This window comes from Arthrobacter sp. Y3224198, assembly GCF_059090025.1.
This window is the reverse complement of sequence record NZ_JBNHFG010000006.1, coordinates 29356-51995: the sequence shown is the minus strand read 5'-3', so window position 1 is coordinate 51995 and position 22640 is coordinate 29356. Positions and strand designations below refer to the sequence as shown.

Here is a 22640-nt window from a genome sequence, read left to right as displayed (position 1 = left end):
TCGGCATCCCCTTCCATTCCACCTTACGCGGTCCGCCGGTCACGATCCCGGCGCGTCCCCGTCCGGCTTTTGCACGGCATGGCCGCCGAACTGCCGGCGCAGGGCCGCGACCATCTTCATGGCCGGGGCATCGGGCTGCCGGGAGGCGAACCTTGCATACAGTGCGGCTGTAATCGCAGGAGCCGGAATGCCTGCGGCGACGGCTTCCTGCACCGTCCACCGGCCCTCCCCCGAATCCTCCGCGCGGCCGGCAACCTGGCTGAGTCCGGGGTCTTCCTTGAGCGCTGCCACCGCCAAGTCGAGGAGCCAGGACCGCACCACGGTCCCGTGCTGCCAGGCAGCCAGGATTCCCGGGACGTCCTCGATGATGTCCTTGGCCTCGAGCAGCTCATAGCCTTCGGCGTAGGACTGCATCAGACCGTATTCGATGCCGTTGTGCACCATTTTGGCGTAGTGCCCTGCACCGGTGCTGCCGGCATGGACAAAACCGTGCGCCAGTTCCCCTGCAGGACGGAGTGCCTGGAAGACGGGCAGGGCCCGTTCCACATCCAGGCGGTCCCCGCCGACCATCAATCCGTAGCCGTCGTCCTGCCCGTGGATGCCGCCGGAAACCCCGCAGTCGAGGAAGCGGATACCCCTCCGGCCAAGCACCGCCGCTGACGCCAGATCGTCACTGAACCGGGAGTTGCCGCCGTCGATCACCAGGTCATCCGGGTCAAGTACCTCGGCCAGTTCCGCAATGGTTCCGGCAGTGGCATCACCGGCCGGGACCATCACCCAGACAATGCGCGGCACCGGCAGCTCCGCCACCAGTTCAGACAGGGACCCGACGTCACTATGGACGGGGTCCCTGTCAAATCCTGTTACGTCGACATTGTTACGGCGCAGTCTTGTCCGCATTCCATAACCCATTTTCCCGAGTCCGATGAGGCCGATATGCATGTCAGCTTCTCTCTGGTTGGGTCCTGGGTCCGCGGAGCCCCGGGCCGCCTTATTGGTTAGGCAGGCGCACCGGCATCAACAGGTACCGGTAATCTGCCTGGTCCTCGCCGGTGAGTTCTTCCTGGGCCGAGATCACTGCCGGCTTGGGAGGAGTGGTAAAGGAGAACCGCACGTACTTGCTCGGGAAGGCACCGAGGCCCTCGCTGAGGTAATGCGGGTTGAAGGCGACCGTAATGTCGTCGCCGACAAGTGCTGCTTCAAGTGCTTCCGAAGCCTGCGCATCCTCGCCGGTGCCGGCATCCAGGGTGAGCTGGCCATCGGTGAACGCCAGCCGGACCGGGGTATTGCGCTCTGCGACCAGGGACACGCGGCGGACAGCTTCCACCAGGGCGTGGGTTTCCACAGTGGCGTGGATAGGCGTGTTTTCGGGGAAGAGGGAACGGATCTTGGGGTAGTCACCGTCCACCAGCAGCGAGGTGGTGCGCCGTCCTCCGCTTTCAAACCCGATGAGTTCGCTGTCATCCGAGAGGGCGATGTTCAGGTCCCCGGCTCCGCCGAGGGTTTTCGCGACCTCGTTCAGGGTCTTGGCCTTGACCAGGGCACTGGTGGAAATGCCGGGAGTTGCCGGCTTCCAAGCCAGCTCGCGCAGGGCGAGCCGGTAACGGTCAGTGGCCAGGAAGGTGATCAGATCGTCTTCGATTTCCATCCGGACGCCGGTCAGGATGGGCAGTGTGTCATCCCGGCTGGCCGCAATGATGACCTGGGAGACGGCCTGTGCAAAGGCATCTCCGTCCACCACACCGCTGACCTCGGGGAGTGCCGGCAGCTCGGGGTATTCGGCCTCGGGCATGGTGGCCAGGTTGAAGCGGCTGTTGCGGCAGGTCAGGGTCACCTTCGCGCCGTCGGTCTCCACCTCGACCGGAGCTGAAGGCAGGCTGCGGCAGATCTCTGCCAGCAGGCGGCCGGACACCAGGATGGTGCCTTCTTCACTGACATCCGCGGGGATCTGCAGGCGGGCCGAAATCTCGTAGTCAAAGCTGGCCAGGCTCAGGGAACCGTTTTCGGCCTTGATAAGCAGCCCCGAAAGGACAGGAACCGGCGGGCGCGGGGACAGGGAACGTGCTGTCCACGTGACGGCCTCTGCCAGGACATCCCGCTCAACTCTGAACTTCACTGAAGGGTGCCGCCTTTCGCAACGTACTTCTCAGTACAACTGAACTACAACTGAACTTGTCGTCAGGAACTCGAGGCGAGTTCCTGAGGTGGAACGTGGTGAAACTTCACCGGTGGCATTCGGACCGGCGTCTGGAGAGACAGGTATCCGGCCGGGATGTCTCATCCATGGCGCGGAACCGTACCGGGTTGCATGCGAATGACAACCATACTCTGTGACAGCTTAGCCCGGTCCGGGGTGAGGCTGCACCGGGTTTGTGATTCATCCCCGTCTGCGACGCAGACGCCTCTTGATCGTTGATGTTTTTGGATCATCGATGTCCGGGTGGTTCGAGGGGTCTTGAGCTTAGTTGTTATTTGGTGGAACCGAATTTCTTAAGATCCGTAGTGTTAATAACTCCTGTGGATACTGTGGATAACCCGTCGCCTTCCCGGGCCCCGGCTGTTTAAGCCTGTTGATAACCTGTGGATCCGCTGCAGCCGCTGTCCGGCGGGCTGTTGGAAACTTTTCGAGGGTTCCGCGTATCCACAGGCAACTGTGGGGAAACACGGGTTGTCCACCGGGTTATCCACACCCTTGTCCACAAATGTTAATTTTGAGCCCCTGCGGGGCTCTTCCCGGACCCGTGCTCAGGCCTCGCGCTGCTGCTGCTTGATGCGGTTGGTCAGTTCGGTCACCTGGTTGTAGATGGCCCGCCGTTCCGCCATCAGTTCGCGGATTTTCCGGTCCGCGTGGATCACCGTTGTGTGGTCCCGCCCGCCGAGTTCCTGTCCGATCTTCGGCAGCGACATATCGGTAAGCTCCCGGCACAGGTACATGGCGATCTGCCGCGCCGTCACCAGCGTGCGGGTGCGCGACTTGCTGCACAGTTCCTCGAGGCTGATCTGGAAGTAGGCCGCGGTCTGCCCAAGGATGGAAGCTGCGGTGATTTCCTGCGCACCGTCGTCGGTGATCAGGTCCTTGAGCACGATTTCGGCCAGCCCTACGTCGACCTGCTGGCGGTTGAGGCTGGCAAATGCTGTGACGCGGATCAGGGCGCCCTCAAGTTCGCGGATGTTCGTGGAGATCTTGGACGCGATGTACTCCAGGACATCGTCCGGTGCGCTCAGGCTGTCGCCGATGGCCTTCTTTCGGAGGATGGCGATCCGGGTTTCCAGTTCCGGCGGCTGCACGTCGGTCAGCAGGCCCCACTCGAACCGCGACCTCATCCGTTCCTCAAACCCGGACAACTGCTTGGGCGGCAGGTCGGAGGTAATAACCACCTGCTTGTTGTGGTTGTGCAGTGCGTTAAAGGTGTGGAAGAACTCTTCCTGCGTGGCGTCCTTGTTGGCAAGGAACTGGATGTCGTCAATGAGCAGGATGTCGACGTTGCGGTAGAGCTGCTTGAAGCTGGCACCTTCGTCGTACCGGATCGAGTTGATGAAGTCGTTCGTGAACTCTTCCGAATTGACGTACCGGACCCGGATCCCGGTGTACAGGTGACGGGCGTAATGGCCGATGGCGTGCAGCAGGTGGGTTTTGCCCAGCCCGGAGTCGCCGTAAATGAACAAGGGGTTGTAGGCCTTGGCCGGAGCTTCGGCCACGGCAACGGCGGCCGCGTGGGCAAAGCGGTTGGAGGAACCGATAACGAAGGTTTCGAAGACGTACTTGGGGTTGAGGCGTCCGAATTCCTGGCTGGTGCTGGGCGGAGTGGGCGACGGCGCGCTCTCGCCGGAGGGAACGGGACTCGGCGCTGCCGGCTCCTCTTCGGGTTCCGGCTCGGCCTCGACGGGCGTGAGGTCGGCGTCGATCACGAAGGCGCACTGGATGTCGGCTTGGAAGACGCCGCGAAGGACTTCGTCCAGGATGTTCTTCAGCTGGGTCTGCAGTACTTCACGGGTCAGCTCATTGGGTACGGCAACCAGCAACGTGGTGCCGATGAGCCCCTGCGCCTGTGCAAGCACCACGAATCCACGCTGCCGGGGAGTGACCCTGTCGTCGGTCTCCAGGGTCCGAATGACCTTGCGCCAGGAGCTGCCAACATCGTTGATTTCGTCCGTACCCACAAAAACCTCTCGTGACGCCTCGCGGCTGTCTAAGAAAAACCAGGGATCCCGGCGGGGATCCCGTCACTCCATCCACAGAGTTATGCACAGATAGTGGATAAAGTACCCGTCGCCAAGCCTAGAGGATGATTTCCCGTCGTGGTAGCTGGAAATCCGCCGGATCAAGGGCTTGTCGGCTGTCTCACAGCCCCGGGTGGCTCGGGATACCCACAGCAGTTGTCCACAGGTGTTGAAAAAGTGCGGTGCACAGCCGGTGCACTCCCGGTTTGACTGGTGTGCCGGTCTCACCTAACGTTGAGTAGTCCTTTGTGTCTGCTATCTGTACTCACACATGCCCTGCAGGGGTTCTGGAAATCAGGGTCCAGGTCCGGGCGAGTACAGACAGACACATGAAAAAAGCGCCGCTTGTTCTTCCCCCTTGTCGCAACAAGTGCCGGCGCGACTCAAGATTGTCTTGGAGTAACTACCGTGAGCAAGCGGACTTTTCAGCCGAATAACCGCCGTCGTGCCAAGAAGCACGGCTTCCGCCTTCGCATGCGTACCCGTGCCGGCCGTGCCATCCTTTCTGCACGCCGTGGCAAGGGCCGCACCGAACTGTCGGCCTAAATAACCTCAAAGTTTGTCGATGCTGCCTCTTAGCAGCTCTACCCCGGATTCCAGGTGGTCCCAATGCTGGCCGTAAGGAACCGGGTAAGGGTATCGGCGGACTTTTCTCGTACTGTACGTTCCGGTGCCCGAAGTGGGCGCCGGAACGTAGTGCTATATGCGGTGCCTACCGGTGCGAATCCGACCCGCATTGGCTTCATTGTGTCCAAATCCGTCGGGAACGCGGTGACACGCAACCTCGTTAAGAGAAGACTGAGGGAAGCGGCAGCGCAGAGCCTTGCTCTCTACCCGACCGGACTGGACGTGGTGGTGCGGGCGCTGCCTTCGTCGGCGTCGTCGTCGTGGCAGGCACTCAGTGCGGATTACCACAGCGCCTTGAACGCCTGTATAGACAAACTTGCGCAGCGCAACAGCCAGGCAGGGAGGATGAGCCAGCAATGAGGGACTCCGGATCGTATCCGTTGAGGGCCTTGATTGCTGTTGCCCGGTTCCTTTGGAACCTCCCCCGCCTGGTTCTCATCGGCCTGCTGATTGCCTACCGTAAGACCGTCTCCCCGCTGTACGGTCCGGTTTGCCGATTTTTCCCTTCGTGTTCCGCATATGCCCTCGAAGCAGTCACCGTCCATGGAGCCGTCAAGGGTTCGTGGTTGGCTTTCCGTCGGCTGATCCGTTGCCATCCCTGGAACGGCGGCGGCGTGGACCACGTACCTGAAGGACACCGGATTTGGGACACAAAGAAGGTCCCGAGGATCATTGTGCTGAATCATCCCGTGATTCCAGCCGACGAAGACAGCCGCTCGGCGGCCTGAGGAGAGTAAATGGGTTTCTTCGAGACGATACTGTTCCCCTTTAAGTGGGTAGTGTCATGGATCATGTGGATCTTCCACGAGGGATTCGTTTTCCTCGGGATGGATGCCGCATCGGGTTGGACCTGGACGCTGTCCATCATCGGCCTGGTGATCGTGATCCGCGCCGCACTGATCCCGGTCTTCGTCAAGCAGATCAAGGCACAGCGCGGCATGCAGTCCCTGCAGCCGGACCTGAAGAAACTGCAGCAGAAGTACAAGGGCAAGACCGATCAGCTCTCCCGTCAGGCCATGACGCAGGAGCAGATGGCGCTGTACAAGAAGCACGGCACCAACCCGTTTGCCGCCTGCCTGCCCATGCTGATCCAGATGCCCTTCTTCTTTGCACTGTTCCAGGTGCTGAACGGTGTTTCGAAGGCCAGCGCCGGCGGTGACCACATCGGCGCCCTGTCTTCACAGGCCATCCAGCAGTTTGACGAGGCCACCATCCTCGGTGCTCCGCTCTCCTCCTCGCTGCTGCACGGCGGCGGCGGCGACGGCCAGGTTGCCGTTGTCATCCTGTCGATCGTGATGATCCTGGCCATGACGGCTTCACAGTTCATCACGCAGAAGCAGATCATGTCCAAGAACATGTCCGAAGAGGCCCTTGCCAGCCCCTTCATGAAGCAGCAGAAGATGATGCTGTACGTACTGCCGCTCGTCTTCGGCATCGGCGGTATCAACTTCCCCATCGGTGTCCTCATCTACTGGACCACTACTAACCTGTGGACCATGGGCCAGCAGTTCTTCGTGATCCGCCGCATGCCTACGCCGGGTTCCCCCGCTGCGAAGGCCATGGCAGAGCGCCGTGCGCGCAAGGGTCTTCCGATGGTCCCCCTGCTGGGGGAGAAGAAGGGCGCGGAGCCCGTGGAAGTACCGGCAGCCCCGAAGACGCAGCGCGTCCAGCCCCAGCGGAAGAACAGGAAGAAAAGATGAGCACTGAGCGCATTGACGATCCCGTAGCACCGTCCGGGGAAGCTGTGGAACCTGCTGCGGACGCCGTTCCTGCCGCCGGGCGCGGCGGACGGCTGGAAGAAGAAGGCGACGTCGCGGCGGACTATCTGGAAGAGCTCCTCGACATTGCCGACATCGACGGGGACATCGACATCGAGGTCCGTAACGGGCGCACCTACATTTCGGTGGTTTCGGAGGAAGGCGACGACGCCGCCCTCCAGGCGCTGGTGGGTCGTGACGGGGAGGTACTCGAGGCGCTTCAGGAACTGACCCGGTTGTCGGTACTGACCGCCACGGAGAGCCGTTCCCGCCTGGTACTGGACATCACCGGTTACCGGACGGAGCGCGGCGAGCAGTTGCAGGCCATCGCCGAGGACGCCGTCAAGCACGCGAAGGAGGCCGGACAGTCCGTTGCTCTGGCTCCCATGAGCGCCTATGAGCGGAAGATCGTCCACGATGCAGTGGCCGACCTTGGCCTGGTCAGCGAATCCGAGGGTGAGGGCGCAGACCGCCACATCGTCGTTTCCCTGCCTGCATCCTAGTTTTTCCACCCCCGCAGTGCAGACAAGGAATATCAAGTAAGTGGTTGAATCAACTCCCGCAGAACAGGACGCTGCCCGGAAGATCTTCGGTGACCGGCTAAACCTTGCCGAGAGGTACGTGGAGCACCTGGCCACCTCGGGAATGGAGCGGGGGCTGCTCGGGCCGCGCGAGGTGCCGAGGCTGTGGAGCAGGCATGTGCTCAACTGCGCAGTGGTTGCTGAACTGATTCCGGCAAATGCTTCCGTGGCCGATGTGGGCAGCGGTGCCGGGCTTCCCGGCCTCTGCCTGGCGATTGCCCGGCCCGACATTTCCATCACCCTGATCGAGCCGCTGGAACGGAGAGTGATCTGGCTGAACGAGGTGGTTGCCGATCTCGGGCTGGAGAATGTCCGCGTCATCCGCGGACGCGCCGAGCAGGTTGTGGATGAGGTAAACGTCGACGTGGCAACGGCACGGGCGGTCTCTGCCCTGGGCGGGCTGGCAGGCCTGACCATACCGCTCCTGCATGGCAACGGCACCGTGCTGGCGATCAAGGGCCGCAGCGCCGAAGAAGAAGTGCAGAAGGCCGCTAAGGCAGTCCGCAAGCTCGGCGGACGGGACACCTCGGTGGTGACGGCGGGCGGGGACCTGCCGGCGGAACCAACTACCGTGGTGCGTATTTCCGTAGGGTGACCGGCACAACACCTGTACCGGATGCACACACCCTTGCCGGTCACGGAGTTTGGCCTGGAAGCGGATAGGCTAGATGGACTAATGCCTTAACGCTTTATGTTGGAAAGTGAGCATGACCAGGTGAGTGTGCGCGATTCAGCCGCAAAACGAATTCCCCCTTTCGCCGCACTCGGTTCGGCCCTGTCCGCTTCTTTCGGCAGGAAGCAACCGCAATTGTTTGCAGCTCCAGCAGCTGATGCAGTTCCCTCTGTTGTTTCACGTGAAACAGCAGAGAACGAGCCGCAGCAGCCCGCCCAAACGGAAAGCAGTGCCGAACCGGTGCCGACCCCCGAGGCCGCCCCGGTTCCGGCACCCCAAGCTATCGAAGGTGGTGTATCCGGTGAAGCCGCTCCTGTGTCGACATCGGTGGACGTTATGGATTTGATGGACGAAAGCACCCCGCTGGCGCGGGAACTGGCCAGTGAGAACCGCCGCCGCGAGAAGCTGCGCGGACGTGTCCTTCCCCGCCCGGCACAGACGCGGATCATGACCGTCAGCAACCAAAAGGGTGGCGTGGGGAAGACCACCACTACGGTCAACCTGGCCGCTGCCTTGGCCACGGCCGGGCAGAACGTCCTGGTGATTGACATTGATCCGCAGGGCAACGCCTCAACCGCCCTTGGCATTGACCACCGTGCCGAGGTGGAGAGCATCTATGATGTCCTGATCGATGATCTTCCGCTGGCCAACGTGGTTGCCCCGTGCCCGGACATCAACAACCTCATCTGCGCTCCGGCCACCATTCACCTGGCCGGGGCAGAGATTGAACTGGTTTCCCTTGTTGCCCGCGAACAGCGTCTGCGCCGTGCCATTGATGTCTACGCTGCGGAGCGCGAAAAGCAGGGCCTTGAGCGTCTCGACTACATCTTCATCGACTGCCCACCCAGTCTGGGCCTCCTCACGGTGAACGCCTTTGTGGCGGCACGCGAAGTGCTTATCCCCATCCAGTGCGAGTACTACGCACTGGAGGGATTGAGCCAACTCCTGAAGAACATTGAGATGATCCAGAAGCACCTCAACGCCGACTTGGTTGTTTCCACCATTCTTCTGACCATGTACGACGGTCGGACCAATCTGGCGGCACAGGTAGCGGCTGAGGTACGGGAACACTTCCCGGAGCAGGTCCTGGGTGCCGTTGTGCCGCGGTCCGTGCGTATTTCCGAGGCGCCGAGTTACCAGCAAACCGTTATGACGTACGATCCGTCCTCCAGCGGCGCACTGTCCTACCTCGAAGCCGCCGCGGAAATCGCGCAGCGCGCCTAGAGACACCCCGGCGAGGTTCGGCCGCGTGCGCGGGGCCGCGCCATAGAATACTCTCACAATCAATCCGTGCCGCTTGTAGTGTGCATAAGGGAAGGACTTACCCATGGCCGAGAAGCGTCGTGGTTTGGGCCGCGGTCTGGGAGCTTTGATTCCTAGCAGTGCGGAACCGGTGGAATCGTCAACCTCCAACCAGGGAAGTGTTGCAGCCGGACGTCCTGTAGATCTGTTCTTTGCCGCAGCGGACGATCCGCGTACCTCCGCCGGCGCCTCCGGACCCCGGCGCGGAGCAGGCATCAATAAGGACGCCCTGCGCGGCCCGGCCAAGAAGGCCACAACCCGCAGCTCCGCCCCTCGCTCCGCTACCCGCGCAGCTGCCGAATCCGCTCCTGAAACTACGGAGACCCAGGAAGCAGCCAAGAAGGCCACTGCGAAGAAGACCGAATCGGGCACCGCGGCCGCCAAGCGAGCCGTGAAGGCCTCCCGGGGAGGGGCTGTCCGGCAGTCCCGACCGCAGGCCGCTGACCCTGCTGAGGCCGCGTCTGAGGCCCCACAGGAGGCAGTGGGGAAGGCTTCGGACTCTCGTGGTGCGCTTGACGGACAGACGGGCAATCAGCCTGCCGCGGCAGCGCCCGAGGCTCCTGCGCCGGTTGTTGAGGACAAATCGAAGGAAGCCGCATCCGCCGATGTTTCCCGTGAAACATCGGCGGACGCGGAAAGCGAGTTGGTAGAGGTACCGGGCGCGACATTCGCCGAAATACCCATCGACTCCATCCACCCGAACCGCAAGCAGCCCCGTTCCGTCTTCGACGAAGACGACATGGCTGAACTGGTCCACTCCATCCGTGAGATCGGCGTACTCCAGCCCATCGTGGTCCGCCCGTCGGCGGAGGGCGACGAAGAACACCCGTACGAGCTGGTTATGGGCGAACGCCGCTGGCGTGCCTCCCGTGCGGCCGGACTTGAGGTGGTTCCGGCGATCATCCGCTCCACACAGGACGTGGATCTGCTGCGCGATGCGCTCCTGGAGAACCTGCACCGCAGCCAGCTGAATCCTCTGGAAGAGGCAGCGGCATACCAGCAGCTGCTGGACGATTTCGGTTGCTCGCACGAGGAACTTGCCGATCGCATTGGCCGCTCCAGGCCGCAGGTAACCAACACGCTGCGGTTGATGAAACTGCCTCCGTTGGTACAGCGGCGTCTTGCGGCGGGTGTTCTCTCAGCAGGTCATGCGCGTGCCCTTCTGGGTTTGGGCGACCCGGCCGAGATGGAGAAGCTGGCACAGAAGATCGTCGCAGAGGGGTTGTCTGTACGGGCCACCGAAGAGATTGTCTCGATGGCGGACGGCATCAAAAAGCCGGCCAAGACTGCGAAGCCCAAGCTTGGTGCCCGGCATGAGCGCCTGGATTACTTGGCGACGTCACTGTCGGATCGTTTGGACACCAATGTGAAGATCACCCTGGGAGTCCGGAAGGGGAAGGTCAGCATCGAATTTGCCAGTGTTGACGACCTTAACCGGATCATGAGTGTCCTTACACCGTCGAATGATCCCGGGCGGGCCTAGTATTTAGGTGTAGTCCTGAACTGAGGCCGTTGTTTCACGTGGAACAACGGCCTCAGTCGTATCCGGCCCCGCATTCGGCCGCTGTTGCCGGCAACTCTGCTGCCGCCTAGGGGGTTCAGACATCGCCGCGCGCCGTTCTCTCTGACCGTCCCCTTGATCCCAGGCCCCAGGCAGGGACTATTGGCTTCTGCATCGACGGAAGAAGATGCGGTTGCGGCACGACCGCCTTTGTTTCACGTGAAACAGGCCATAACTGCCCGTGCACGGCGGCACCCCATCCGCGTACTCCGCCACCGCATCAGGGAAGAAGGAACAACGCTGGCCACTCGCGGTGCTGGTCGCTGGCGGCGTCCGGTAGGACCATCCTCAGTGTCCGGAACAGTTTCCCTGCGCCGCTGGCGATGCTGCCGTAGAACCACAGTGTAAAACGCGTCCATGTCATATCGATGGAGTCGAGCTGTATCTGGCAGACACTGGTAACACGAGCAACGGCAAACGGTTGTTTGCCTGGGCTTCACGCGAGATACGTCCTGGGGTGCACTCGCTGACGCGCTTCCTTGCCGCGCGACTGCCTCCGCTGGCGTGCAAGAGACACTGAAGGTTGGTGCCATAGAAAGCGAAGTTCGGGCACGTCTGGTTTCACGTGAAACTCTCGGCGGCGGGGCTCGGCACTCATGGCCGCCAGGAGTATTCCGTCGTTCCGATTTCTCTTAGTACGTCCGGTCCTGCAGGAATCCCGCGTGGGCCAGCGTGCCAAGGGCCGAAGGTTTGCCCAACCCAAACTAGCGTTTGACCTGTGCGCGGAGAGGCTCACGGTCCGTTCCTCCCCGGTATCGCTTCCAGCAGCCCGAGCTACTACTACCGGCGCCGCCCGGCGTAACGGTGTTTAGTTCGGTGTTCAGTAACCACTTGGGCGGCATCGCTTGACGAACTCGTATATTCGAACGCTTAGTTTCACGTGAAACACGTCCGACCGAACGTCGAAGGCTAGGCTGAACGGCATTGGCCTCGCGTTCCGCAAGCTATATCGTCGTAGACGGGTCCGGTGGCAGGGCGGAGATCCGGTACACGCATCCGCTGTGAAGGCGGCAGGTGCAAATTCCGGGGTACTCCGTGGCGTCCAGCGGTATCCCTGGCGCCACTCCCGCCCGCGTCATGCTGGGCCGTACGCCTCCTTCCCTTTCGAAAATGCACTCTCCTTCCCGACTCGGGCGAAGCCCACATCGCGTGCTGTTTCACGTGAAACGGTGGCTACCTCACCGCCCACGTACATCCCGGCAGTTCCCCGAGGGCGGGACCAGCCACAGGTTGACCGTGGGATTCCCGTCAGTGGGTATGGACATTAAGCTGCTGCCCGCAAGAGAGTCGGACACCGAGCCAGCCTGCATACCCGACAAGCCTTTGCGAAGCCGGTTGGCACGACCGATACACCGTCTTTGAATGCTGAATAACCATGCTCGCTCGCAGGCGCCAGGTCGCCAGCCATACGTCCCGGTGGAGCCGCCTTGGTGCAGTTGCCCTGAGCACACCGCAAGTCCCAAAACTGCACCCGAACCTCGTGGTCCTTCCACGGCTAAGGATTGGCATGTGAAGCCGCCGATGGGTCCGCCGCTAGGCCCGCCGCTGGGTCCGCCTATTGAAACGCCTGTCTGCCCGGAGCCGTGGCCTTGAGCGAACGGGCGGCAGGTGTGTCCACGGCAGCGATCGGGCAACCCGCTTCGGATACCGAAAACTGCGGTCGGCTCCCGAGCGAGGACTGCATGACGCCGGCGCCGGGGGCAGAGTCGGCATTGCGCCGACCACTAAACACAGGCGACCAAACCCCTGGTGGTTTTCGGTTAACCCTCACCGGTACGAGAAGGAAGTGGAGCCGTTTCCAGAACGTATTCGCCCGCGAACCCGGGCAGGCTCTTGTCTAGGTCCCTGAGCCCGCCAACGATGGACGGAAGCCTGTCGGAGTCCCATGATTCCAGACGAAAGGAGGGTGCAGTTTCACGTGAAACACGTATGCGCACCAGACCAGCCCAGCGCCGTGGCCTCGGGCGGAACAGGCGGCAGGTGTGTTCACGGCAGTGATCGGGCAACCCGCTTGGGAGGGATCGGGGGGGGGCGACTCGGCCCCGTCCAGCCCCACCCTCCCACGCCATGAAACTGGTCATCGATACGGCGCTGACCGCTGACGGGGGACGACCAGCCGCACGACATCTGCCGGAATGCCGTACCAACACCAGAGGGCTCAGGCATGACGAGCTATCGGTGAGCTGTCGGTCGCGAGTACGGCGACTCGCCGCCCCGGGTCCTTCGCGGGACTGGAAAGGGCGACGGACGATAGCCAAGCAGCGAGAAGACGCACCTCTGGTCCGCTGCTGGCGCCTCCCGTTTCACGTGAAACGGGTAGCTACCAGCCATTCACTTCTGGCGGAAGAAGGAACCCACCGAATTTGGGCTCGTCCCACCGCACCCAACCGCCTATGACCCAGACCAAGGACAGACCTAAAGCCAGTGCTTCCCAAGGACCCCTGGAACATGCGACGCCGGTCGCCCGCCGTCGTCGTGTACCGCCGTAGGAGGATGTTCCCGATTGCTGGGAAGGGTGCCGCTCGGGTGATGCGGCGGGTTCGGATGAGGGGGGCGAGCCCGAAGCGGAACTGGTTGAGCGGGCTCTCGGCGAGGAGCCGGCTACCGGGGCGGAACCTACCGCCGGTGACCCGGGTGATAGCCCCCGAGCGGGTGGCATCAGTGATTCCGACACCGCTATTGTCGCTCCGGCGGGGGCGGTGGTGGGTCCGGCGGTTGTTGATCAGGTGTCAGTGGCCGCTACGCCGAGGCGAAGCGGAAAGCCGATACGGCGGTACGGTCGCGGGCGGCGTCCTGGTCGCTTGCGATGCCGGGTACCCCGGCGGGGATGACGCAAATCGCAAGCCGGTTGAAGCAGCCGCGGACCTGTTCAGGACCGGCGTCTCTTAGGCGGTCCGCGTCATCGGTGACGACCAGTCCAGCGCGACCGCCGGACGGGTGAGGAGCACTTTGGGAAGAAGACCTTCGCAGTGGACTCGGGACCGGAGCCGCCCGCCGTCACGGTGGCAGGTGTGCCGGCCGTCGGGCACGATGAACGCACTCTAGCGGTCGCCGAGCTTCAGCCTGCCCCCGGCGGCATTCACCGTCAGCTCGGCCTGCCCGCCGATGGGCACGGTCAGCTGCGGTTGGGTGTGCCCGAAATCGACATTGGCCAGGACAGGCAATCCTGCCAGTGAGGGCTGGGCAGCGATTTCCTGCAGATGCTCGCGGGTGACACCGCTCGAGGATTGGAACCTGCCCAGCACCAGGCCCTGGATGCCTTCCGAGCCCGGCTGCTGAAGCAGGGAGGTGAGGTCCCGGGCAAAGGTCATGGGATCAGTGCTGGCGTCGTCTTCCAGCATGAGGACGGCACCGGCCAGCGCCGGCATCTGAGCGGTGCCCTGCAGGAGGTTCAGAGTACACAGGTTTCCCCCGATGATGCGCCCGGTTGCGCTGCCCTCCTGCAGGGACCACCACCCTACCCCCGGCAGGGGACTGCGGTTGTCCTGGTCTAAGAACCAGGCATCATCGGTCCACTCAGGAGAGGGTGTGAGTTCCATCCGGTAACCATCAACCAGGGCGTCCAGGAACCACTGCTGTGTCAGATCAAGGTGGTCCCGCATGCCGAAGGTGGACCAGTGAGGCCCGGAATAAGTCACCAGCCCTGTCCGGGCGAATATTGCGTTCTGCAGCGCCGTGATGTCGGAATATCCACACAGGATCTTTGGATTGGCCGCGATCAGGTCCCAGTCGAGGTAGGGGAGCAACTCGTTGCTGTTGAAGCCCCCGATAACGGTGAGGATCCCTTTGACTTCCGGATCGGAAAAGGCCTCATGTAGATCGGCAACACGGGAGGCAACCGACGAAGAGTCGAACATGTCCCGTTCATCCACATGACGGCCGTGAGAAAGCCTCAGTCCCATCTCGGCGAAGCGCCGTTCGATGAGTTCACTGTGGTCATGTTCGGTGACCATGGCGCGGCTGCTTGCCGGAGCGATGACACGCAGCAGATCTCCGTGGGCCAGCTTCGGTGGGATGATGGCTGCAGCGATTTCGGTGTCGGCTGTTGCGGGACTGGCGGCGGAATTCATGGTGGAACGATAGCAAGGATACGAGTGCATCTTGTGGGACTCGCCGTCCAGCCGGTTACGCGCTTACAACGCGTTGGGCCGGTGGACCACAGCTCGCGTGCCTGCGCTGTTCCGGAGAGCCGGCATATGCCGAGATGACTTTGTGTCCTGCAGCGGAATGAGCATACGGACACCAGTCGGCCACAAACCGTAGCAAACCAGGACGCAGGGACACCTCGTGGATCGGAGGTTCCTATCTTCGGTTTGCCGTTTGTAGAAGACCGCACGTTGTAGAAGACCGCACGCTGACACGCTGACACGCTGACACGCTGACACGCTGACACGCTGACACGCGGACGCGCGGACGCGCTGGGAGGGAGGGGAGGGGCCCTGTCCGAAGCAAAGAGACGTTCACAGAGAGGCGTAGGTAGGTCCTGATGGGGCTGAAACTGGCTCCAGGCGCAGCAGGCAGGCTGCCCGGTGCCACAGAGGCAGGCATACCGTTATGGGCAGGCCGGCGGCCATGGACGCGCAGACGGGCAGGCACACGGGCAGGCACACGGGCAGGCACACGGGCAGGCACACGGGCAGGCACACGGTACGTCGGAGCGATGCAGGAGGTCGGAGTCATGGCCGGGCTCGCGCAGGCAGCCTTCCTGCACCTCATGCAAGCCGGCTTGGCGGAGGTCCCCTAAGGGCAGTTCCATGGTGTGCTTGCCTGGTATTCGATCATTCATCTGGACCCCTCGCATTGGAGGAAGTGTTTGCCGAAGCCAGCCGGGTGCTGCGTCCGGGCGGATTCGTGCTTCTGGGATTCCCAACCGGAGTCGGCCCCGGATCCAGAGCCAACCGGCTTAGTGCATTCACCCGAACCGGAAGCTGCGTGAACCCGCCTCGAAAGGTTCGGCAGGAAGGGAACAGCGCCGCTGATTCGATCTGCCGGCATCGGACGCGCAGGCAGCAAACACCCGCGCGTCGCTACATACACAAACGCCCGAGGTTGGCGGGGGATTATCTTCCCCTCTCACCAACCTCGGGCGATGGCCCGCAACTGCGTTGCCCCGGGCCCTGCAGTAAAGAGCATGCGCGCTCCGCGGTACGCATGCCGAAAGTGCCTACAGGCCGGAAACCCGCCGGGCCGACGGTTCTTCCATCGGGTTGAACTTCAGCACGTCGTCCAGCGCGAGGGTGCCCGTGGGCTGGTCTTCCTCTTCCAGCAGGTACAGCCGCTGGATACCGATAACGATCGAGTCGGCCACCGTCTGGCGGAAGACCGGATCCGAGAGCCGCTCGGCGTCGTGCGCGTTGCTCAGGTACCCCAGATCCAGCCCGACGGACGGAACCCCGGGGACCTTCAAGGTGTCCCAGGTACGGGCGTGGACGCCCAGGTTGTCCATGTCGGTGCGGGCCGTGAGTTCCTTCATCAGCAGTACGGCAGCACGGTGCCCGATGGGCGAGCGTGCCTCACCGGTGCCGGGCAGGCCCCAGTAGTAGGCGGCGATGCCGGAGGCTGCCTGCTGGTCCAGCCAGTCGCAGTGGATGTCCAGGTTCAGGCTCGGACTGGTGTTGCGCGAGGATTCTGCCGGGACACCCTCGGTCTGCGGCACCAGGCGGGCGCCGAACTCACGCAGAATCCGTTCCACGCGGGCGGCGATATCGGTGGTAACCAGCACTTCGGTCAGCGGATCGCCGCTGAGCCGTTCGGTAACGTGCGGGGAAACCGACCGGGAACGGCCGATATTCACCGATATCATCCGGCCGCGCAGCGCAGCGGTGGAACGGTCCAGCCGTTCGTAATCGCGCAGGGCGAAGGCCTGGCTGGGGGAAATGGCACGGTTCACGCGGGACATGGCGCTCATGGTGTCCGCATCGCAGACCCCGCTGCCGGGCAGTCCCAGGTTCTGCTGCAGTTCGGCCACGGCGTAGCGGGTACGCACGCCGAAACTGCCGTCGATATGCCCGTAGTAGAACCCGAGGTGGGACAGGTGGCGTTGGAGCTCGGCGACGTCGTCACCGCGCAACGGCGCTTCCTCAATATGGCTCAGGGTGCGGTCCCCGAACCGGAACTGTGCTTCCTGCAGGGCCCGCTGCGTGTCGGGGCCGGCCACACCGTCAACAATCAGTCCGCGGCTTTGCTGGAAAGCACGCACAGCTGCGTCAACGTGGTCGTCAAAGATGGAGGGGTCGTTTACGGAGTCCGGTGCCAGATAGGACAGGGTGACGCCGGCGCGCAGCAACGCTTCACGAAGCGTTACTACACGCCGGCCGGCATCCAGCCTCCGCAGGCTCTCGCCGTGCACAGTCATTGATGATTACTTCAGGAACGCCGCAAATTCCTGTTCCAGGACCTGCTTCGGCTTGGCGCCGATCGAGGTTGCGGCCACCTCACCGCCCTTGAACACGTAGACAGCCGGGATGGAGGTGATGCCGTACTGGGCGGCAATGGCGGGGTTCTCGTCCACGTTCACCTTCACCACATCGACCTTGTCGCTGTACTGCGCGGCAATGTCGTCGAGGATGGGGGAGAGCATCCGGCAGGGGCCGCACCACTCTGCCCAGAAGTCCACGATGACGGGCTTATCGGCGGTCAGGACATCGGTACCGAAGGAAGCGTCGGTTACTGCTTTTGCACTGCTCATTTTTTGGGTCTCCTTACGAGGACAGATCTAGAGGGCGGCGTGTTCGGAAACGGCTTCAGACGGCGGGGTGGGGACTTCCGCTGCCGTGGAAACCGAGTCGCCGAGGTCGGCGAGGAAGTGTTCGACGTCGACGGCGGCCACACAACCGGAGCCGGAGGCGGTAATCGCCTGCCGGTACGTGGGATCGATGACGTCGCCGGCAGCGAAGACACCCGGAAGGGAGGTCTTGGATGTCCGGCCGAGGACGGCGATGGTGCCTTCTTCGGTCAGTTCAAGCTGTCCGCGCACCAGATCCACGCGGGGGTCGTTGCCGATGGCGACGAACACGCCCGTGACGGGAAGCTCGGACTCGGAACCGTCCTTGGTGTTGCGGAGCGTCAGGCCAGTGACCTTGTCTTCGCCGTGGATGGCGGTGACTTCGGAGTCCCAGGCGAACCGGATCTTTTCGTGTGCCAGCGCCCGTTCCTGCATGATCTTGGATGCGCGCAGGCTGTCCCGGCGGTGTACCAGGGTCACGGAGGACGCGAACTTAGTGAGGAACAGCGCCTCTTCCAGGGCCGAGTCGCCGCCGCCGATCACGGCGATGTCCTGACCCTTGAAGAAGAAGCCGTCGCAGGTGGCGCACCAGCTGACGCCGCGGCCGGAGAGGCGCTTTTCATCTTCCAGGCCGAGCTCGCGGTAGGCGGAACCGGTGGAAATGATGACTGCACGGGCCAGGAACGTTTCTCCGGTGCCGATGGTGATGCGCTTGATGTCACCGGAAAGCTCCACCTCGGTGACGTCTTCGAACAGGATCTCGGCGCCGAAGCGGGCAGCCTGCTTCTCGAAGTTGGCCATCAGGTCCGGGCCCATGATGCCCTCGGGGAAGCCGGGGAAGTTCTCCACGTCGGTGGTGTTCATCAGCTCACCGCCGGCGGTGACCGAGCCTGCGATGACCAGCGGCTTCAGGTTGGCGCGGGCCGTGTAAATCGCGGCGGTGTATCCGGAGGGGCCGGAGCCGACGATGATGACATCGCGGACGTCGCCAACAGCGGCGCCGTCGGTGGCAACGGGGTTTTCGGTGCTCACGTGGCGGTGAACCTCTTCCTTGTAGAACTTCAGTTATCGATCGGACCGGATACCGGTCTGGGGATCACCCGGCACAACCAATGCCGGCTCCAGCTTATTCCGGGGACCGTGCAGGGAACACGCCTGCGCGGCGCTCCGGCTGCCCGGAGGCAGGGTTAGGAGCCGGTGCGGCCGGAAGGAGCTAGGACACGCCGATTTCGGCGATCTGCAGGCCCCACGGGTACGGGGCCTGAACACCGGTGAGCCGCGGCAGCTGGGTGAAGTTGATGATCACATACCGGGCTGTGGCTGCGGAGCCGTCTGCCGTGGTAACCGGGATGCTGGTGGTGGGCCCGGTGAACCCGCTCTGGGCCACTGTTTGGGCCCCCTCGAGTGCCGGGGTGTTGTTAAGCATCACGGAGAAGCTGCCACCGGTGCCTTGGAGCTGGGTGAGATTGACCTGGCTGATCTCGGATTCCTGTCCGAGGTCGACCACGAGGGCCAGGCTGGGTGCGAGGCCGCCGAAGGTGTCGCTGGCATAAACGAGGCTGCGCCAGTACGAGGACGGGTTACCGTCGATGATCATCGGCAGCTGCGCGTCATTGGCGGAGTCAAGACCCGGGTTGTTGCCGGGAACCAGGCGGGTGATCCCGGCAATTTCCGGTGCCGGGGCCGCAGGTGCGGCGCTGGCCTCCGGCGCGGCCGGCGCTTCGGCGCTCTGTTCCTCCGAGGCCTGCGTCTCCGGAGTGGAACTGAAGAGGTCCCCCATCTCGCCCAGCTTGGACACGGCCAGAACGACAGCGAGGACCAGCACCAGGCTGAGCACGGCACCGATGAGGACACGCCCCGGCTTGCGGTCGGGCTTGCCGTCGGTCTCGTCGGGGTCGTCGTACCCGTCGTCGTACCCGCCGTCGTAGTCGTTGCCGTTGTAATCATCGGAGTCGTATTCCGAGGGCTCGGATCCGTAGTTGCCTGTGGCGAGAGCGGACTTCGGGAAGTTCGAAGCAGCCCGGGCAGGACGCTGCGGAGCCTGGGCCGGCCGTTCGTCTTCTTCCCACTTGGTGACCTTTTGCGTCCGTGCAGTGGCGGTGCCGGGACGGGTGGCGGGCGGCGGCGGCACATTGGCGCCTCCGGTGGCGGCTTCCGCGGGGGCGTCGGAAGCATCACCGAATTCCAGGTCCCGTTCAGCGGCTGCGGCCCCGGCACCGGCCAGGGTGCCGGCGGCGGCGCCGGTACGCCCGAAGCGGGGGAGCTTGGGCTTGTGCACGCCGGAGAGCAGGGGTTTGCGGGGAGCCCGGTCGTCTTCCTCGACGTAGCGGTCCTCTTCTACGGTCTCCGGCTCGCGGGAGCGGGGCATGCCGAAGATCTCAGAGCCCAGGGTGTCGGTGAAGAACGGTTCCACGTAGGGCGCGTCCCGCTCGATCACAAGGTCCAGCAGGTCCGCGGCATTGGCGTTGTTGGTAACCAGGTAGGTGCGCCCGTCACTGACACCGAGGTCCAGGACCTGGACGTTGCCGTGGCGTTCGCCGGTGGCTATTTCACGGGCGCTTGCCGAAACCTGGCTGGCGTTCACGGGTGCGGCCACGAGGATGCTGACCGAACGGTTCAGAACCTGGTCGACGCCGTCGAGCACCAGGTCCTGTTCTGCTGAGGCCAGTACCTGCGCGGTGACCTTATAACGGCCGCCCAGCACTGAACCGACGTCTACCGACTGTGGCACGTGTTCCTCCCATGAAAACGGCAATAGGACTGCGTCAGCGGAGCCGACAACTGCATATTCGGATGTTCGTTCACGGACACGGTACGCGGCCTGCCGCAGCCCTGAACTGCCTGCTTTGTTCCCATGCTACCTGCGCGGCCCCGGAAAGCCGGAGTCGGCACTTTAGGGAGTCCGGCGGAGTTTGGCAAGGAGCGGCTTCAGGAAGGCATCCAGCTCGGTGACCTTGAGGGCGCGCAGTAGGAGGTAGTAGGCAACGGCCATCAGGGCGCCGCACACCACCAGGACCACAGTGGCCGAAGCCAGGGACTGCCACGCATACCCGTCGACCGCGTATCCACCCAAGAGCCAGAGGCCCGCCGCGCCGACGGCCGCGGAACCCAGGGCGGCAACCACCAGGCGGATGTGGACGTCCACCACTCTGCCGGCACCGTAGTCGCCAAGGCTGCGCTTGAGATAGATGTGGCTGACCACGACGGCGGCGACGTTGCCCACGGAGTATGCGATGGCGAGGCCGAAGATGATTTTGTCCGCCGGCAGCGCTGCGGCCACCAGCGCCAGCGCCACGCCGATTGCTGAAAGGATCACCTGCATGACCAACGGGGTCTTGGCGTCCTCCTTGGCGTAGAAGGCCCTGTTCATCAGGAAGGTGGCGCTGAGGAACGGAGCGGAGACCGCCAGCAGTACCAGTACCTGCGCCTGCAGGGCGGCGGAGACATTGGACCCGCCGCTGAACCAGATGCTGATGGGTCCGGCGAGGACAATCAGGACGGCGGAACAGAACACCGTGGCCACGCCGATGGCGCGAAGCCCCTGCGAGAGGGTGTCCCGGACCTCGTCGTACTTCTTTTCCGTGTAGGCGCGGGCCATGTTGTTGAACAGGACGGTGGCCAGCGAAAGCGTAATGATGGAATGCGGAATGATGTACAGCATGGCGGCGGTCTCGAGGTTCGCGTAGCCGGCGATTTCCTGGCCCTTGGCCTGGAAGGCCTCACGGGCGTCCGTGGCTATCGTCGCCACCTTGGTGTACGCGAGGTAGGTGCCGTTGCCGATCAGCATGGTCAGGATGGTCCACTTGGCCACCTTGCCGGTCTGGCGGAGCCCAACGCCGCGCAGTCCGAATGAGGGCCGCAGGTTAAGCCCGAGCCGGCGCAGCGGGAACAGGAGGACAACGGCCTGCAGGGCGATCCCCAGGGTGGTGCTGCCGGCCAGGATGAGGGTGGCTTGCGAGGTCCAGTTGTCCGGGGAGAACGGCGTGGTTTCCTGCCGGCCGATCACGGAGATGAAGACCAGCAGGCCCGCGATGGCGACGATGTTGTTTACTACCGGAGCCCACATATAGGCGCCGAAACGGCCGTTCGCGTTCAGGGTCTGCCCGATCACGGCGTAGGCGCCGTAGAAGAAAATCTGCGGAAAGAGCCAGTAGGCAAACGTGGTGGCCAGGGGCAGCTGTTCCGCATTCATCGAGGTGACCAGCCGAAGGATGAGGGGGGCAGCGAGGGTGACGACGGCCGCCAGCACTGCCAGTACCAGCAGGCTGAGGGTGAGCACGCGGGAGACGTATTCCGCGCCCCGGTCCGGTCGCTTGCTGGCCTTGATGATCTGCGGGACCAGGACGGCGTTGAAGACGCCGCCGGCCACCAGGAGGTAAATGAAGTTTGGCAGCACGTTGGCCGAGACGAAGACGTCCGACACCAGGCCGGTGTTGCCTATGGCGATAGCCAGCAGGGCGGTGCGGACGAGTCCAAGGACGCGGGAGACCAGCGTTCCGGCCGCCATCACGGCGCTTGAGCGGGCGGTACTTGGGGCTATAGTCTTTTCGGCCATCGTGACCCTATGTTCTCACTTCCGGCCGGGATTGCCTCAACCGGAACACCGGGCGGCGCCGGGCCCGGCGGACTCAGAGGTAGCGGGGAAGGATCTCGCGGGCGAGATCCGCGATCCGGCGCTCGTTGGGGAAGGAGAGCCTGCGGCCCAGCTCGGCCAGCGGCACCCAGGCGACGTCTACGGCCTCATGGTCCGGGTCGTTTTCGATGGTCAGGTGCCCGCCGCACGCCTGCAGCAGGAAATGGTGCACGGTTTTGTGCACCCGGTGGCCGCTGACCGTGAACCAGTAGTCGATGCTGCCCAGCGCAGTGAGGATCCGGCCATCGATTCCGGTTTCCTCGGCAATCTCACGGATGGCCGCGGCCTGGTTGTCTTCGTCGTTCTCGGGATGGCCCTTGGGCAGGCACCATTCCAGCCGGCCGCCGCGGTTGAGCCGGGCGATGATGGCCACGGGAAGCTGTTCGCTTGATGTATCCACCACGATTCCGCCGGCGGAGACCTCTTCGACCGTGGGAAGGGGCGCGTGTACCGTGTGCGCACCGGCGATGCCCATTGACGCTGTCAACGGGGTCCGCTTGGGGGCACTCGGTACGGGATGGGCCATACTCCCACTGTAACGATCTTTCCCCGGGGATGATG

At 63.5% G+C, this 22640-nt stretch carries 18 protein-coding genes; 8 read left to right on the top strand and 10 right to left on the bottom strand.

The genetic code is table 11. The annotated features are described in order from the left end of the window. Positions 1-39: 39 nt before the first annotated feature. From gnd to dnaA, 3 genes are all read right to left on the bottom strand, one after another. Entirely contained in the window at positions 40-942 is a 903-nt protein-coding gene (gene gnd, locus AC5RUF_RS05060) for a phosphogluconate dehydrogenase (NAD(+)-dependent, decarboxylating) (protein ID WP_494129909.1), read from the bottom strand. A gap of 49 nt (positions 943-991) precedes the next feature. After that, complete coding sequence (dnaN, locus tag AC5RUF_RS05055; protein WP_493996054.1) at positions 992-2116, bottom strand: DNA polymerase III subunit beta; 1125 nt, start codon at positions 2114-2116, stop codon at positions 992-994. 629 nt (positions 2117-2745) lie between these two features. Further along, positions 2746-4161: a chromosomal replication initiator protein DnaA gene (gene dnaA / locus AC5RUF_RS05050; protein WP_493996055.1), complete on the bottom strand. Its 1416-nt coding sequence runs from the start codon at positions 4159-4161 to the stop codon at positions 2746-2748. A 468-nt stretch (positions 4162-4629) separates the two neighbouring features. Between dnaA and rpmH the strand changes: the two genes are divergently transcribed. The 8 genes from rpmH (at position 4630) to AC5RUF_RS05010 (ending at position 10644) form a co-directional block, all read left to right on the top strand. Continuing rightward, positions 4630-4767 carry a 50S ribosomal protein L34 gene (gene rpmH / locus AC5RUF_RS05045; protein WP_022892375.1) on the top strand — a complete coding sequence of 46 codons (138 nt, stop codon included), beginning with the start codon at positions 4630-4632 and terminating at the stop codon, positions 4765-4767. A gap of 63 nt (positions 4768-4830) precedes the next feature. Next, on the top strand, positions 4831-5208 hold the full coding sequence (rnpA, locus tag AC5RUF_RS05040) for a ribonuclease P protein component (RefSeq protein ID WP_493996056.1): 378 nt from the start codon (positions 4831-4833) through the stop codon (positions 5206-5208). Beyond that, entirely contained in the window at positions 5205-5576 is a 372-nt protein-coding gene (yidD, locus tag AC5RUF_RS05035; protein ID WP_493996057.1) for a membrane protein insertion efficiency factor YidD, read from the top strand. The genes rnpA and yidD overlap by 4 nt, the downstream gene beginning before the upstream one ends. Positions 5577-5585: 9 nt before the next feature. Then, the gene (gene yidC, locus AC5RUF_RS05030) at positions 5586-6548 is read left to right on the top strand and encodes a membrane protein insertase YidC (protein ID WP_493996058.1); all 963 of its coding nucleotides are present in this window, start codon (positions 5586-5588) and stop codon (positions 6546-6548) included. Continuing rightward, positions 6545-7108, top strand: coding sequence for a Jag family protein (locus AC5RUF_RS05025; RefSeq protein ID WP_493996059.1), 564 nt, complete (start codon positions 6545-6547; stop codon positions 7106-7108). Before yidC ends, AC5RUF_RS05025 begins: the two co-directional genes overlap by 4 nt. 40 nt (positions 7109-7148) lie before the next feature. Beyond that, complete coding sequence (gene rsmG, locus AC5RUF_RS05020) at positions 7149-7781, top strand: 16S rRNA (guanine(527)-N(7))-methyltransferase RsmG (protein ID WP_494129908.1); 633 nt, start codon at positions 7149-7151, stop codon at positions 7779-7781. Between the two features lie 414 nt (positions 7782-8195). Then, positions 8196-9083, top strand: a complete 888-nt coding sequence (locus tag AC5RUF_RS05015; RefSeq protein WP_493996061.1) for a ParA family protein — start codon at positions 8196-8198, stop codon at positions 9081-9083. Between the two features lie 103 nt (positions 9084-9186). Next, a complete protein-coding gene (locus tag AC5RUF_RS05010; protein WP_494129907.1) occupies positions 9187-10644 on the top strand; it encodes a ParB/RepB/Spo0J family partition protein in 1458 nt (485 codons plus the stop codon). A 3119-nt stretch (positions 10645-13763) separates the two neighbouring features. Here the strand turns inward: AC5RUF_RS05010 and AC5RUF_RS05005 are convergent. The 7 genes from AC5RUF_RS05005 to AC5RUF_RS04975 all read right to left on the bottom strand — a co-directional run bounded on the left by AC5RUF_RS05005 (position 13764) and on the right by AC5RUF_RS04975 (position 22605). Next, positions 13764-14792, bottom strand: a complete 1029-nt coding sequence (locus AC5RUF_RS05005; protein WP_494129906.1) for a S66 family peptidase — start codon at positions 14790-14792, stop codon at positions 13764-13766. 1094 nt (positions 14793-15886) lie between these two features. Further along, positions 15887-17077: a peptidoglycan-binding protein gene (locus AC5RUF_RS05000; protein WP_494129905.1), complete on the bottom strand. Its 1191-nt coding sequence runs from the start codon at positions 17075-17077 to the stop codon at positions 15887-15889. A 6-nt stretch (positions 17078-17083) separates the two neighbouring features. Next, complete coding sequence (gene trxA, locus AC5RUF_RS04995) at positions 17084-17410, bottom strand: thioredoxin (protein ID WP_493996065.1); 327 nt, start codon at positions 17408-17410, stop codon at positions 17084-17086. Between the two features lie 27 nt (positions 17411-17437). Further along, a complete protein-coding gene (gene trxB / locus AC5RUF_RS04990; RefSeq protein WP_494129904.1) occupies positions 17438-18478 on the bottom strand; it encodes a thioredoxin-disulfide reductase in 1041 nt (346 codons plus the stop codon). A 181-nt stretch (positions 18479-18659) separates the two neighbouring features. Continuing rightward, positions 18660-20177: an ABC transporter substrate-binding protein gene (locus AC5RUF_RS04985; RefSeq protein WP_494129903.1), complete on the bottom strand. Its 1518-nt coding sequence runs from the start codon at positions 20175-20177 to the stop codon at positions 18660-18662. Positions 20178-20339: 162 nt separating this feature from the next. Next, a complete protein-coding gene (gene murJ / locus AC5RUF_RS04980) occupies positions 20340-22001 on the bottom strand; it encodes a murein biosynthesis integral membrane protein MurJ (protein ID WP_494129902.1) in 1662 nt (553 codons plus the stop codon). 73 nt (positions 22002-22074) lie between these two features. Then, the gene (locus AC5RUF_RS04975) at positions 22075-22605 is read right to left on the bottom strand and encodes an NUDIX hydrolase (protein WP_493996714.1); all 531 of its coding nucleotides are present in this window, start codon (positions 22603-22605) and stop codon (positions 22075-22077) included. Positions 22606-22640 lie beyond the last annotated feature (35 nt).

Excerpts from the sequence above, each read along its gene's own strand:
- gnd (WP_494129909.1), bottom strand. The coding sequence starts at position 942 with ATGCATATCGGCCTCATCGGACTCGGGAAAATGGGTTATGGAATGCGG.
- rnpA (WP_493996056.1), top strand. The coding sequence starts at position 4,831 with ATGCTGGCCGTAAGGAACCGGGTAAGGGTATCGGCGGACTTTTCTCGT.
- yidD (WP_493996057.1), top strand. The coding sequence starts at position 5,205 with ATGAGGGACTCCGGATCGTATCCGTTGAGGGCCTTGATTGCTGTTGCC.
- yidC (WP_493996058.1), top strand. The coding sequence starts at position 5,586 with ATGGGTTTCTTCGAGACGATACTGTTCCCCTTTAAGTGGGTAGTGTCA.
- AC5RUF_RS05025 (WP_493996059.1), top strand. The coding sequence starts at position 6,545 with ATGAGCACTGAGCGCATTGACGATCCCGTAGCACCGTCCGGGGAAGCT.
- AC5RUF_RS05015 (WP_493996061.1), top strand. The coding sequence starts at position 8,196 with ATGGATTTGATGGACGAAAGCACCCCGCTGGCGCGGGAACTGGCCAGT.
- AC5RUF_RS05010 (WP_494129907.1), top strand. The coding sequence starts at position 9,187 with ATGGCCGAGAAGCGTCGTGGTTTGGGCCGCGGTCTGGGAGCTTTGATT.
- AC5RUF_RS05005 (WP_494129906.1), bottom strand. The coding sequence starts at position 14,792 with ATGAATTCCGCCGCCAGTCCCGCAACAGCCGACACCGAAATCGCTGCA.
- AC5RUF_RS05000 (WP_494129905.1), bottom strand. The coding sequence starts at position 17,077 with ATGACTGTGCACGGCGAGAGCCTGCGGAGGCTGGATGCCGGCCGGCGT.
- trxA (WP_493996065.1), bottom strand. The coding sequence starts at position 17,410 with ATGAGCAGTGCAAAAGCAGTAACCGACGCTTCCTTCGGTACCGATGTC.
- murJ (WP_494129902.1), bottom strand. The coding sequence starts at position 22,001 with ATGGCCGAAAAGACTATAGCCCCAAGTACCGCCCGCTCAAGCGCCGTG.
- AC5RUF_RS04975 (WP_493996714.1), bottom strand. The coding sequence starts at position 22,605 with ATGGCCCATCCCGTACCGAGTGCCCCCAAGCGGACCCCGTTGACAGCG.